This window comes from Bacillus sp. MSP13, from assembly GCF_000815295.1.
Classification (GTDB): domain Bacteria; phylum Bacillota; class Bacilli; order Bacillales; family Bacillaceae; genus Bacillus; species Bacillus vallismortis.
Map to the genome: position 1 here is coordinate 242,630 of NZ_JXAQ01000010.1, position 13,135 is coordinate 255,764.

15 protein-coding genes are annotated in these 13,135 nt (G+C 44.8%); 14 read left to right on the forward strand and 1 reads right to left on the reverse strand.

Translation table 11 applies throughout. The features are described from left to right. Window positions 1-25: 25 nt before the first annotated feature. The 6 genes from atpF to SC79_RS11865 all read left to right on the forward strand — a co-directional run bounded on the left by atpF (window position 26) and on the right by SC79_RS11865 (window position 5,411). Window positions 26-538 carry a F0F1 ATP synthase subunit B gene (atpF, locus tag SC79_RS11840; RefSeq protein ID WP_003221894.1) on the forward strand — a complete coding sequence of 171 codons (513 nt, stop codon included), beginning with the start codon at window positions 26-28 and terminating at the stop codon, window positions 536-538. Continuing rightward, window positions 535-1,080, forward strand: a complete 546-nt coding sequence (locus SC79_RS11845; RefSeq protein WP_039075206.1) for a F0F1 ATP synthase subunit delta — start codon at window positions 535-537, stop codon at window positions 1,078-1,080. Before atpF ends, SC79_RS11845 begins: the two co-directional genes overlap by 4 nt. A gap of 16 nt (window positions 1,081-1,096) precedes the next feature. Continuing rightward, window positions 1,097-2,605, forward strand: coding sequence for a F0F1 ATP synthase subunit alpha (gene atpA / locus SC79_RS11850; protein WP_010328920.1), 1,509 nt, complete (start codon window positions 1,097-1,099; stop codon window positions 2,603-2,605). A 76-nt stretch (window positions 2,606-2,681) separates the two neighbouring features. Beyond that, complete coding sequence (gene atpG / locus SC79_RS11855) at window positions 2,682-3,545, forward strand: ATP synthase F1 subunit gamma (protein ID WP_039075207.1); 864 nt, start codon at window positions 2,682-2,684, stop codon at window positions 3,543-3,545. A gap of 25 nt (window positions 3,546-3,570) precedes the next feature. After that, window positions 3,571-4,989 carry a F0F1 ATP synthase subunit beta gene (gene atpD / locus SC79_RS11860; RefSeq protein WP_010328918.1) on the forward strand — a complete coding sequence of 473 codons (1,419 nt, stop codon included), beginning with the start codon at window positions 3,571-3,573 and terminating at the stop codon, window positions 4,987-4,989. A gap of 23 nt (window positions 4,990-5,012) precedes the next feature. Next, on the forward strand, window positions 5,013-5,411 hold the full coding sequence (locus SC79_RS11865) for a F0F1 ATP synthase subunit epsilon (protein ID WP_039075208.1): 399 nt from the start codon (window positions 5,013-5,015) through the stop codon (window positions 5,409-5,411). A gap of 32 nt (window positions 5,412-5,443) precedes the next feature. Here the strand turns inward: SC79_RS11865 and SC79_RS11870 are convergent, their stop codons facing one another. Beyond that, on the reverse strand, window positions 5,444-5,917 hold the full coding sequence (locus SC79_RS11870) for a hypothetical protein (protein ID WP_039075209.1): 474 nt from the start codon (window positions 5,915-5,917) through the stop codon (window positions 5,444-5,446). 176 nt (window positions 5,918-6,093) lie between these two features. On the opposite strand from SC79_RS11870, the gene SC79_RS11875 reads away from it, so the two are divergent. The 8 genes from SC79_RS11875 to fdhD all read left to right on the forward strand — a co-directional run bounded on the left by SC79_RS11875 (window position 6,094) and on the right by fdhD (window position 13,130). Then, complete coding sequence (locus SC79_RS11875; protein WP_010328914.1) at window positions 6,094-6,324, forward strand: DUF1146 family protein; 231 nt, start codon at window positions 6,094-6,096, stop codon at window positions 6,322-6,324. Window positions 6,325-6,457: 133 nt separating this feature from the next. Continuing rightward, on the forward strand, window positions 6,458-7,198 hold the full coding sequence (locus SC79_RS11880; protein ID WP_039075210.1) for a YwmB family TATA-box binding protein: 741 nt from the start codon (window positions 6,458-6,460) through the stop codon (window positions 7,196-7,198). Between the two features lie 33 nt (window positions 7,199-7,231). Beyond that, a complete protein-coding gene (gene murA, locus SC79_RS11885; RefSeq protein ID WP_039075211.1) occupies window positions 7,232-8,542 on the forward strand; it encodes a UDP-N-acetylglucosamine 1-carboxyvinyltransferase in 1,311 nt (436 codons plus the stop codon). Window positions 8,543-8,736: 194 nt separating this feature from the next. Continuing rightward, window positions 8,737-9,768 (forward strand): stage II sporulation protein D, encoded by a 1,032-nt coding sequence (gene spoIID / locus SC79_RS11890; RefSeq protein WP_039075212.1) that lies wholly within the window; start codon window positions 8,737-8,739, stop codon window positions 9,766-9,768. Window positions 9,769-10,160: 392 nt separating this feature from the next. Next, window positions 10,161-10,844 (forward strand): vWA domain-containing protein, encoded by a 684-nt coding sequence (locus SC79_RS11895; RefSeq protein ID WP_039075213.1) that lies wholly within the window; start codon window positions 10,161-10,163, stop codon window positions 10,842-10,844. A gap of 324 nt (window positions 10,845-11,168) precedes the next feature. Then, entirely contained in the window at window positions 11,169-11,843 is a 675-nt protein-coding gene (locus SC79_RS11900; protein ID WP_039075214.1) for a vWA domain-containing protein, read from the forward strand. Window positions 11,844-11,935: 92 nt separating this feature from the next. Then, window positions 11,936-12,097, forward strand: a complete 162-nt coding sequence (locus SC79_RS20085) for a hypothetical protein (RefSeq protein ID WP_052245601.1) — start codon at window positions 11,936-11,938, stop codon at window positions 12,095-12,097. A gap of 244 nt (window positions 12,098-12,341) precedes the next feature. Beyond that, window positions 12,342-13,130 carry a formate dehydrogenase accessory sulfurtransferase FdhD gene (gene fdhD / locus SC79_RS11905; RefSeq protein ID WP_039075215.1) on the forward strand — a complete coding sequence of 263 codons (789 nt, stop codon included), beginning with the start codon at window positions 12,342-12,344 and terminating at the stop codon, window positions 13,128-13,130. The last annotated feature ends 5 nt before the right edge of the window (window positions 13,131-13,135 follow it).

The following is a 13,135-nucleotide window of genomic DNA, read 5'->3' on the forward strand; positions in this document are numbered from 1 at the left end:
CTGCAGAAGGGAGTTGCCGTAGTAGATGTCTCAATTACCACTTGAACTAGGATTATCGTTTAACGGCGGAGATATCCTGTTCCAACTGTTAGCTATGTTAATCTTATTAGCGCTTCTGAAGAAATACGCTTTAGGGCCGCTATTAAACATAATGAAACAGCGTGAAGACCACATCGCTGGAGAAATTACGTCTGCTGAAGAAAAAAATAAAGAAGCGCAGCAGCTGATTGAAGAGCAACGCGTTCTTTTAAAAGAAGCAAGACAGGAATCCCAAACTCTTATCGAAAACGCGAAGAAACTGGGAGATAAGCAAAAAGAAGAAATTATCCAGGCTGCACGTGCAGAATCTGAACGTCTGAAAGAAGCAGCGAGAACTGAAATCGTGAAGGAAAAAGAACAGGCGGTTTCTGCTCTCCGTGAGCAAGTAGCGTCTCTATCTGTCATGATTGCGTCGAAAGTGATCGAAAAAGAACTGGATGAACAAGCTCAAGAGAAATTGATTCAGGACTATCTTAAAGAGGTAGGAGAAAGCCGATGAGTGGATCAGCTGTCTCTAAACGATATGCGTCAGCTCTTTTTGATATTGCCAATGAGTCCGCTCAGCTGAATCAAGTAGAAGAAGAGCTAACTGTTGTAAAACAAGTATTTCAAAATGAAAAAGCGCTTAATGATGTGTTAAACCATCCGAAGGTGCCGACTGCGAAGAAAAAAGAGCTGGTTCAAAATGCATTTGGCTCTTTGTCGCATTCCGTGCTCAATACGATTTTTCTTTTGATTGACCGCCATCGGGCGGCGATCGTGCCTGATCTTACAGATGAGTTTATCAAACTCGCAAATGAGGCCCGTCAAACAGAAGACGCAATCGTATATTCAGTGAAACCGCTGACGGAGGCGGAAATTTCATCATTATCACAAGTGTTTGCAAAAAAAGCCGGAGTCGCTTCACTGAGAATCAAAAATGAAGTGCAGACGGATTTAATAGGCGGCATTAAAGTCCGCATTGGAAACCGGATTTTTGACGGCAGTGTAAGCGGAAAGCTTCAGCGCATTGAACGTCAACTAGCCGGGGAAAATCGATAGAAGGGGTGAAACCTAAGTGAGCATCAAAGCTGAAGAGATTAGCACGCTGATAAAACAGCAAATACAAAATTATCAATCTGATATTGAAGTTCAAGACGTAGGTACAGTCATCCAAGTCGGTGACGGTATTGCGCGTGTGCACGGCCTTGACAACTGTATGGCCGGTGAACTTGTCGAGTTTTCAAACGGCGTTCTGGGCATGGCCCAAAACCTTGAGGAATCAAACGTAGGTATCGTTATCTTAGGACCTTTCAGTGAGATCCGTGAGGGAGACGAAGTAAAAAGAACAGGACGCATCATGGAGGTTCCTGTCGGTGAGGAACTAATCGGCCGTATTGTGAACCCATTAGGCCAGCCGGTAGACGGACTTGGCCCGATTCTTACTAGCAAAACGCGTCCGATCGAAAGCCCTGCACCAGGCGTTATGGACCGTAAATCCGTTCATGAACCGCTCCAAACGGGTATTAAAGCGATCGACGCACTGATTCCAATTGGCCGCGGCCAGCGTGAGCTGATCATCGGTGACCGTCAAACAGGTAAAACTTCAGTTGCGATCGATTCCATCCTGAACCAAAAAGACCAAGACATGATCTGCGTGTACGTAGCGATCGGTCAAAAAGAATCAACAGTCCGCGGCGTAGTAGAAACATTGCGTAAGCACGGCGCGCTTGATTACACAATCGTTGTAACGGCGTCTGCGTCACAGCCGGCACCGCTTCTGTACCTGGCTCCGTATGCAGGAGTTACAATGGCAGAAGAATTTATGTACAACGGCAAGCACGTTCTTGTTGTATACGATGATCTTTCTAAACAAGCGGCTGCTTACCGTGAGCTGTCCTTGCTTCTTCGCCGTCCGCCAGGCCGTGAAGCGTTCCCTGGGGATGTTTTCTACCTTCATTCCCGCCTGCTAGAGCGTGCAGCAAAGCTTAGCGACGCGAAAGGCGCGGGATCAATTACAGCTCTGCCGTTCGTAGAAACACAAGCTGGAGATATCTCCGCTTATATTCCAACGAACGTTATCTCTATCACCGACGGACAAATCTTCCTGCAATCTGATTTGTTCTTCTCGGGCGTACGTCCAGCGATCAACGCCGGATTGTCTGTATCCCGTGTCGGTGGTTCAGCGCAAATCAAAGCGATGAAAAAAGTATCAGGAACACTGCGTCTTGACCTTGCGTCATACCGTGAGCTGGAAGCCTTCGCTCAATTCGGATCTGACCTCGACCAAGCGACTCAGGCGAAACTGAACCGCGGTGCGCGTACAGTTGAAGTGCTGAAGCAGGATCTGAACAAGCCGCTTCCGGTAGAAAAGCAAGTAGCCATTCTTTATGCGCTGACAAAAGGACATCTTGATGATATTCCTGTTGCGGACATCAGACGTTTTGAAGAAGAGTACTACATGTACCTTGACCAAAACCATAAAGAACTGCTTGATGGAATTGCGAAAACAGGAAACCTTCCTGCTGATGAAGACTTCAAAGCGGCAATCGAAGGCTTCAAACGCACATTTGCACCAAGCAACTAACTCGAATGCTGATGAGAGAAAAAGGTTCTCTTTTTCTCTCTTTTTACGCAGATGAAGAGAAAAGGTGGTGAAATCTTTGGCCTCATTACGCGATATTAAGTCAAGGATCACGTCAACGAAAAAAACAAGCCAGATTACAAAGGCCATGCAGATGGTATCTGCGGCTAAACTGAATCGTGCTGAAAACAACGCAAAATCATTTGTGCCATATATGGATAAGATCCAAGAGGTTGTGTCAAACGTCGGAAGAGTTTCCGGCAACGTGAAGCATCCGATGCTTATCAGCAGAGAAGTGAAAAAGACAGCATACCTAGTCATTACGTCTGACCGCGGTCTTGCCGGCGCTTTTAACAGTTCGGTCTTACGAAGTGCTTATCAGGCCATGCAAGAACGTCATCAGTCTAAGGATGAGTACGCGGTGATCGTCATCGGAAGAGTGGGCCGTGATTTCTTTAAGAAACGTGAGATTCCCATCATTTCCGAGTTAACAGGACTTGGAGATGAAGTAACGTTTGCACAGATTAAGGATCTTGCCCGGCAAACGATCCAAATGTTTACAGATGGTGCGTATGATGAATTGCACCTTGTTTATAACCATTTTGTCAGCGCCATTTCTCAAGAAGTCACGGAGAAAAAACTTCTGCCGTTAACTGATTTGGGCAGCGGCGGCGGAAAGAGAACGGCGTCATATGAATTTGAACCGTCTGAAGAAGAGGTTCTGGAGGTTTTGCTTCCTCAATATGCAGAAAGCTTAATTTTCGGTGCGCTTCTTGACAGTAAAGCAAGTGAGCACGCTGCAAGAATGACGGCGATGAAAAACGCGACAGACAACGCGAAGGATCTTATCGATTCACTTTCGCTTTCTTACAACCGCGCTCGCCAAGCAGCCATCACACAAGAAATTACGGAAATTGTCGGCGGAGCAGCCGCTTTAGAATAGAAAGATTTTGTCAGGAGGGATAGCGATGAAGAAAGGACGCGTTAGCCAGGTATTAGGTCCGGTCGTCGACGTACGTTTTGAAGACGGTCACTTGCCTGAAATTTATAATGCGATTAAGGTTTCACAGCCAGCAAGTGAAAACGAAGTAGGTATTGATTTAACGCTTGAGGTCGCTCTTCATTTAGGCGATGATACAGTCCGTACAATCGCAATGGCGTCTACGGACGGTGTTCAGCGCGGAATGGAAGCTATTGATACAGGAGCGCCAATCTCAGTGCCAGTTGGTGATGTAACACTCGGCCGTGTATTTAACGTACTCGGAGAAAATATTGATTTGAATGAGCCGCTTTCTGCGGATGCGAAAAAGGATCCGATTCACAGACAGGCGCCTTCATTTGATCAGCTTTCAACAGAAGTTGAAATTCTTGAAACAGGTATTAAAGTTGTTGACTTGCTTGCTCCATACATCAAGGGCGGTAAGATCGGATTGTTCGGCGGTGCCGGTGTAGGTAAAACCGTATTAATCCAGGAATTAATCAACAACATCGCGCAAGAGCACGGCGGTATCTCTGTATTCGCCGGTGTAGGAGAGCGTACTCGTGAAGGAAACGACCTTTTCTACGAAATGAGCGATTCTGGCGTAATCAACAAAACAGCCATGGTATTCGGACAAATGAACGAGCCGCCGGGCGCACGTATGCGTGTTGCTTTGACAGGCCTTACAATGGCTGAGCACTTCCGTGATGAACAAGGACAGGACGTACTGTTCTTCATCGACAACATTTTCCGTTTCACGCAAGCGGGTTCCGAAGTTTCTGCCCTTCTTGGCCGTATGCCTTCAGCGGTTGGTTATCAGCCGACGCTCGCGACTGAAATGGGGCAGCTTCAAGAGCGTATCACATCTACAAACGTTGGATCAGTTACATCTATCCAGGCGATCTACGTGCCTGCCGATGACTACACTGACCCGGCGCCGGCAACAACGTTCGCTCACTTGGATGCGACAACAAACCTTGAGCGTAAGTTAACTGAAATGGGTATTTACCCTGCGGTTGATCCGTTGGCTTCTACATCACGCGCCCTTGCTCCTGAAATTGTCGGAGAAGAGCATTATGCAGTTGCCCGTGAAGTACAGTCAACGCTTCAGCGTTACAAAGAGCTTCAAGATATCATTGCGATTCTCGGTATGGATGAGTTAAGTGATGAAGACAAGCTTGTCGTTCAACGCGCACGCCGCATTCAGTTCTTCCTTTCTCAAAACTTCCACGTGGCTGAACAGTTCACTGGACAAAAAGGTTCTTACGTGCCTGTAAAAGAAACGGTTCAAGGTTTCAAAGAAATCTTAGCCGGCAAATACGACCATCTTCCTGAAGATGCGTTCCGTCTTGTAGGCCGTATCGAAGAAGTTGTTGAGAAAGCAAAAGAAATGGGTGTAGAAGTTTAATCTGGTCCTAGGAGGGTAAAAGCATGAAGACCGTTAAAGTCAATATCGTTACTCCCGACGGCCCAGTATACGATGCGGATATCGAAATGGTGAGCGTGAGAGCCGAAAGCGGCGATCTCGGTATTTTGCCAGGTCATATTCCAACCGTGGCTCCTCTTAAAATCGGCGCTGTCCGTCTGAAAAAAGACGGGCAGACTGAATTGGTTGCCGTCAGCGGCGGATTTGTAGAAGTCCGCCCTGATCATGTAACCATCCTTGCCCAAACCGCGGAAAAAGCGGAAGGCATTGATAAAGAGCGCGCTGAAGCTGCACGCCAGCGGGCGCAGGAGCGTTTGAATTCTCAATCATATGATACTGACATTCGTCGGGCTGAGCTTGCGTTACAGCGGGCTTTGAACAGATTGGATGTAGCAGGGAAATAGAAAAAATCCTTCTCTTTATGAGAAGGATTTTTTTATGACCGCACAAGAGAATCAAACAGCGAGAGCAGCGGTTGGCCCTCTTTTTGCCGCAAGTATAAACGATCGCAGCAATTTACGGTATGCCATGATTTCCGATGTCTTCTGAAGCCCATTGTATAAGCGCCGTCTGTGTACGGATAAGGTTTTACGATCCATTCCGCATCCTCATGATGGGCAATCACGCAATCTATAAGATACACACTGATCATTTTCTCAAATTCTTCAATAGGAAGGTTCCAATCAGTAAGCAATAGCTCTTGTATACTTTGAAAATAAAGGTTTTCAAGCTCTTCAAGGCTTTCTCTCGCATAAGTAAGAGAAATGTTATAAAACTGACACAATTCATTCAGTTCTTCAATCTGCGACTGTCTATAATCATAATAGAATGCAATTGCTTCCCATTCCTGTTCAAAAATTGGCAGGTCCTCACCGTATTGCTTTTCAGGCTGAAAAAAAGAATGATTCACATTTGTCAGCTCCTTTCCAATTCAGTATACCATGTAAAAGAATCGCACTTTAAGCGGGGATTAGCCCTATATATGGCTGATTATTCCATTCTGTATAAAATGTATCATCTTTATCTGTGCTTCTTATATAATAAGAAAGGGTATAAACGCGGAGAAGGATGAAAGGAGTGGAATAGATGAGTGTATTGGGACAGCAGGCTGCTATCGGCATTGTCGTGCACCTGATTTTTATAGCGGTGACTTGGTGGGCGCTGCAAGCCGTCAATATCGATCCGTTAATTAAAAAAGGCAAAGTTGTGCAGGCTAGGCTCCTGATGATGTTGCTGACAATCGCCATTGGAACGGCCGTTGCAAATTTCTTTTTAGATTACCTCAATTATTCACAGCAGCTTCCCTATCTATTTTAATAGGTTTGGAACCTCATCATCTAGGGAATGGTTGGGGGAAGGGTTGAAGCGAATAGCTCGAGTTTTGACGAAGATTTTTACGTATGGCGCCTCTTGCCTCCGGTAAAACTGGGGATAAGGGGGAGAGATGAACATGAACAAAAAACAAGTAAGCCGCGCTATTATCATTTCCGTGACGCTAAGCTTCGTCATAGCTGTTTTCCATACCATTCATGCGAGGGAGTTAACGCCGTTAGCACAACTGGCAGAGGGGCTGAATCGCCAAGATGTGTCAATAGATAAGTGGACTTTGCATGCCAAACAAAACATGTCGCTGACCGAAAAAGAATTTTATCAAAAAGTGCAACGTTTACAATCAGAGTATCGTCAATATGATTGGGAGCTTGCACAGGAAGATAAGGTCGTAAAGGCCATTGGCACATATACTGACAAAAAAAATCGCACTTCTTTTAGGCTGCAGCTTGTCACAACCCTCAAAAAACACAACCCAACTTCGTATTTATTATATGAGCAAATGAGTCTTGAGACACCGAATAGCTGGAATGATACATATGAACAGTTTGAACGTGAGACACTCGGGATATTCCAAGAAAAAGTAGTTATTTTTACTTGTCTAAATGGTCATTTAAATGATAATATGAATATTGTTTTGCAAAAAAAAGCAAATCAGTTATTAAATGAATTTCAAGCAAGATCTGTAGAACATGTAGTTGAGCCAAATTTCGTTTCTATTTCTGCGTTTACAGATGAGTGGGAAGAGTACATCATGACCTCGAAACATAAAATGAATTTGCAAATTGCACTTAGAAGTGCAGGAATGGGCGGAAAACATACCGTTACGGTTGGCACACCAATCGTAACGACTGAATATTAATATAGAGAATTTAGGGACGCGGAGGGGAATACCTTGGAAAAAATCATCGTCCGCGGCGGTCAAAAGTTAAACGGCACAGTCAAAGTTGAAGGCGCTAAAAATGCTGTTTTACCTGTTATCGCTGCATCTTTGTTAGCAAGTGAAGAAAAAAGCGTAATTTGTGATGTACCTACGCTCTCCGATGTATATACAATTAACGAAGTGTTGCGTCATTTAGGAGCAGATGTGCATTTTGAGAATAATGAAGTGACTGTAAATGCTTCATACGCTTTGCAAACTGAAGCACCTTTTGAATATGTTCGTAAAATGCGTGCGTCTGTGCTTGTCATGGGGCCGCTTCTTGCGCGTACAGGTCATGCAAGAGTTGCGCTTCCGGGCGGATGCGCAATTGGTTCCAGACCGATCGATCAGCATTTAAAAGGTTTTGAAGCAATGGGCGCAGAAATCAAAGTCGGCAATGGCTTCATCGAAGCTGAAGTGAACGGCCGTCTGCAAGGCGCAAAAATCTACCTGGACTTCCCAAGTGTAGGAGCTACAGAGAACCTGATTATGGCAGCCGCTCTGGCTGAAGGAACAACAACGCTGGAGAACGTGGCGAAAGAACCCGAAATCGTTGATTTAGCAAACTATATCAACGGTATGGGCGGTAAAATCCGCGGAGCTGGGACCGGCACCATCAAAATTGAAGGGGTCGAAAAGCTTCACGGCGTAAAACACCATATTATTCCTGACCGCATTGAAGCGGGCACATTTATGGTTGCTGCTGCAATCACAGAAGGAAACGTATTGGTGAAAGGAGCGGTTCCTGAACACCTCACCTCTTTAATTGCGAAAATGGAAGAGATGGGTGTAACGATTAAGGATGAAGGTGAAGGCTTGCGTGTCATCGGCCCGAAACAACTCAAACCGATTGACATTAAAACAATGCCTCACCCAGGCTTCCCGACTGATATGCAGTCACAAATGATGGCGCTTCTGCTTCGTGCAAGCGGCACAAGCATGATTACAGAAACTGTTTTTGAAAACCGTTTTATGCATGCGGAAGAATTCCGCCGTATGAATGGTGATATCAAGATTGAAGGACGTTCTGTCATCATTAATGGTCCTGTACAGCTTCAGGGAGCTGAAGTTGCAGCGACTGATTTGCGTGCAGGTGCAGCGCTGATTCTTGCGGGGTTAGTGGCTGAAGGTCATACGCGTGTTACTGAACTGAAGCACTTAGACCGCGGTTACGTTGATTTCCATAAGAAGCTTGAGGCTATCGGCGCAGACATCGAACGTGTAAATGATGAGTCTGCTTCTGAGCAAGAGAACAAAGAAGTCGTATCTGACTTAAACGCATAAACCACATGAAAATCAGTATGTCACTCTGGCATACTGGTTTTTTATTTTTCGTGTATTATCATCATTATGCGCAAAATAGCAAAAAAGAATACGTAAATGACAAATAAAGTTTCTGTCCAAAACGAGAGTCATATTAGCTTGTCCCTGCCCATAGACTAGACTAGAGTCGAATCCCGAGCAGGAGGCAGCTGAATATGAAACAATTCGTAATTACACTATCCATACTATGTGCATTGATTCTCTTGATTCCCACACTCTTGGTCATACCGTTTCAGCATAACAAAGAAGCGGAAGCCAGTGCAGAATCAGGAAAGACAGCAGTCAGCACGAAACCGGCATCAAAAGGAGCGGAAACGTTGAAAGCATCGCCTGTTTCTATTCCCGTCTATCGAACCGCAAATCAATCCGTAGAACACATTCCGCTTGAAGAGTATGTAATTGGAGTCGTCGCCTCCGAAATGCCCGCAACCTTTGAAACTGAAGCGCTGAAAGCGCAGGCTCTCGCCGCCAGAACGTTTATTGTCAGACTGATGGTGTCAAATTCAGCGGTTGAGGCTCCTAAAGGCTCGCTGGTCGATGATACACAGATGTTCCAGGTGTATAAAAGCAAAGCGGAGCTGAAAAAACAGTGGGGGGCAAGCTACGAGCGGGATTTGAAGAAAATCACAGATGCGGTTGCCAGCACGCAAGGCAAAATCTTAACGTACAACAACCAGCCGATTGAAGCCTCTTTTTTCTCTACAAGCAACGGCTACACAGAAAATGCAGAAGCCTATTGGACAAGTGCCATCCCTTATTTAAAAAGCGTCAAAAGCTCATGGGATAAAAAGTCTCCAAAATATAAGGCGACGAAAACCTTCACAGCCTCGGAGTTTGAGCAAAAGCTTGGCGTCAAGCTGGATGGGTCTGGCACAGTCGGACAGATTACCGGAGAAACACCGGGCCGCCAAGTCGCAACTGCCGTTATTAACGGCAAGACGCTGAAAGGAAGAGACATACGAGAGAAGCTGGGCCTCAATTCAGCCGATTTTGAATGGAAGCGAAGCGGAGACACGATTACTGTCACGACGAGAGGTTTTGGACACGGTGTCGGGATGAGCCAATATGGCGCCAATTTTATGGCGAAAGAAGGAAAAACGGTTAATGACATTGTGAAGTACTATTACAAAGGCACACAAATTTCTGAAGCCGATTCGTTTTTGAATAAATATATGGCCAAGAAGTAGAAAGGACGCTCATTGAGCGTCCTTTTCTGTTCCTGAATGTCTTTTATCCAAGAGCTGTTGAAACGGTTTAGAGGAGCTCCTGCAGCCTTTAGAATGACAAGGAAATCAGTTCCTTTTTCCTAATAGCGGACTTCGTGATGTGGTAAAGTAATCCACATGTATCGACAGACTTCGACAGACTCATATAACGAAAGCCAAAAGGCCGGCAATGTTGTTTTTTCATCTTATCATTAGGTGGAAATCACTAATAAAAACAAAGGTTTCTATGCAAAAGTAAATAACACGATTGAGGAAGCCCGCCCTATTTATTTCTCTGTTTTTGTCGATTACGATTAGTTATGTTCAGCGTTGAACATCTGCACGCAGAAACCAACTTGTAAAGGGGTACGAACATGAAGAAAAGATTTTCACTGATCATGATGACAGGCTTGTTATTTGGATTAACGTCACCTGCTTTTGCGGCTGAAAAGGAAGAACCGAAGGCTGAAGATCCGGCAAACGTGGCAGTCTTGCTTGATGCCAGCGGAAGTATGGCGAAAAGAATAGACGGTGTATCTAAATTTAATTCAGCTAAAAAAGAAATTTCTAAGTTTGCAAGCTCACTGCCGGAAGGAACTCAAGTGAAAATGAGCGTGTTTGGTTCAGAAGGAAACAATAAAAATTCAGGAAAAGTTCAATCATGTGAATCTATCCGCAACGTTTACGGCTTCCAAAGCTTTAACGAGCAAAGCTTCCTCAATTCTCTCAATGCAATCGGGCCGACTGGCTGGACGCCAATTGCCAAAGCGCTGAACGAGGCGAAATCTTCGTTTGATCAGCTTGATACAAAAGGGGAAAAAGTAGTGTATCTGCTGACAGACGGTGAGGAAACGTGCGGAGGAAATCCGATTAAAACAGCAAAAGAACTGCATAAAGACAATATCACTGTGAATGTGATCGGTTTTGATTATAAAGAGGGATACAAAGGCCAGCTGAACGCGATTGCGAAAGTAGGCGGCGGTGAATACTTCCCTGCGTATACTCAAAAAGATGTTGAGAAAATCTTCACTCAGCAGTCATTGATGTTATCTAAATAAGGAAAAAGAGGCTGGCCGATGTCAGCCTCTTTTTTGTATGTAACAAAATGTTCAATAGTGATTAGCTGTCTGCTTGTATCATAGTATTAGATTTCCGTTAATTTGTCGTATTCAAGGAGAAAAAAGAATGAGTGATGTCACAGTCTGTATCTGCTTTATGGGCGAAAATGGCTAACAATCATCGGCATATCAAGCGATTTTGTACAGAAAGTGAAAGCGGCACAAAAGGCAGCTTGCCCTATATCTTTTTGCATTTTGATATTCTAGCATAAAGAAGAATCCAACATAAAGTTGGAAAATATGAGAAAGAAAGGAAGTTGTTGTATGAAAAAATTGCTGACTGCCGGTCTCATTGGATTGCTGACTGTCTCTATTGCATCCCCGTCCTTTGCCGCTGAAAAACAGGCTGATACAAATGTGGCTGTTTTGTTTGACGGAAGCGGAAGCATGGTTCAAAAAACAGGAGGAGAGCGCAAAATAGATATTGCCAAAAAATCCGTAAAGTCGTTTGCCGAGCTGCTTCCGAAGGATACAAATTTGATGCTTCGCGTTTTCGGGCATGCTGGAAACAATAAACTGTCAGGTAAAGCTCTTTCATGCGGCACGACAGAAACCATTTACGGCCTTCATCCATATGAAGGATCACTGTTTGACAATTCATTGAGCGAGATCAAGCCAACAGGCTGGACACCGATTGCCAAAGCCCTTTCAGATACAAGAAAAGAACTTGAAGCATTTGACGCCAACGGAAAAAATGTGGTGTATGTCATCACGGATGGTGAAGAAACGTGCGGCGGAGATCCAGCGGCGGAAATTGAAAAGCTTCGCGAAGCAAATGTGGATACAATTGTAAACATTATTGGATTTAACTTTGATGTAAAAGGGAACGAAGAGATGAAACAGGCGGCTGTTGCTGGCGGCGGAGAATATATCTCAGCGGCCAGCGCAGATGAATTCGAACAGACCTGGGAAAAAGAAGCACAAAAATTTACTGAGTAATTGTTTGTATGAAGGCGCTCCCCCAGGCGCCTTTTTCTATTGGTTTAAAAACGATCTGTGCGGGAAAGATACCCTTAAAAGGGGTTGAATATATGAGATTATTAGGCATGATTTTTCTTATAGCCGCCGTGGCGTTTGTTTTGCTCGGTGTTTTTCTAAAACTGGCAGCCTTCTTTTTTGTCAGCATTCTCACCTTGATCGCAGCGATTGTGCTGTTTGTGATCCTGAAAAAAAACCAGCATCGTCACACGTAGAGCCCTTTATACAGAGGGCTCTCAGCGTGTCGGCAAATCCCGCATTTATTGTCAATGCACCTCGGTGCTCACGTGTTATGAAACGAACGGCGGCTAAATGCTTAGGCGTCCTGCCTAAACACCGCCGTCATTACATCCTGTGAAAGCCCTTTAAACAGAGGGCTCTTTTTGTGTCTCAGAATTCGACAAATTCCGGGGAGTATGAAAAAATATAATGGCAGGAACATTGCGGAGGGGAAAGAAATTGAACGATAAAGTAACTGCGGTCAGGGATGTATGGCGCTATGAACAAGGGGAAATCAGTAAAATAGAAGATCGGATGGTGACGGAGCATCCATTGACAGTGATACTAAACGGGAATGAATTTGTGACACTCGTTTGTACGCCGGAGCATATGAAAGAGCTTGTCATTGGATTTCTCGCATCAGAGGGTGTTATACGATTTCAAAAAGAGATTAAAAGGTTTACAATAGATGAAAGTCTCGGTTTTGTTTATGTCGATCTCATTCATCCTGAGACGTTGGATCAAAAGGATTATACAAAACGGGTGATCGGCTCATGCTGCGGAAAGGGCCGCCATTTTTACTTTCAGCAAGATGTCAAAACCGCCAAAACGGCTGTCAGCCAAATGAAGATATCGCCTGAAGCATGTCTGGCGCTGATGAAAGATTTGCAAAATGGGAGCGGAACGTTTCAGGATACGGGAGGCGTCCACAATGCGGCGCTTTGCGACACAGAAAAACTGCTGTTGATGCGCACGGATATCGGCCGGCACAACGCGCTTGATAAATTATACGGACACTGCCTGCTGAACGGGATATCTGTCCGCGACAAACTGATTGTGTTCAGCGGCAGAATCTCATCAGAAGTCCTGTTAAAAGCGGCAAAAATCGGCGTATCGATTGTGATTTCCAAATCGGCACCGACGGAGCTTGCGATTCAAATGGCAGAAGAATTAAATATCACAGCGATCGGTTTTGTCAGAAACAGATCGTTTAATGTATATACACACCCCGAGAGAATCGGGGGATAGGAAGG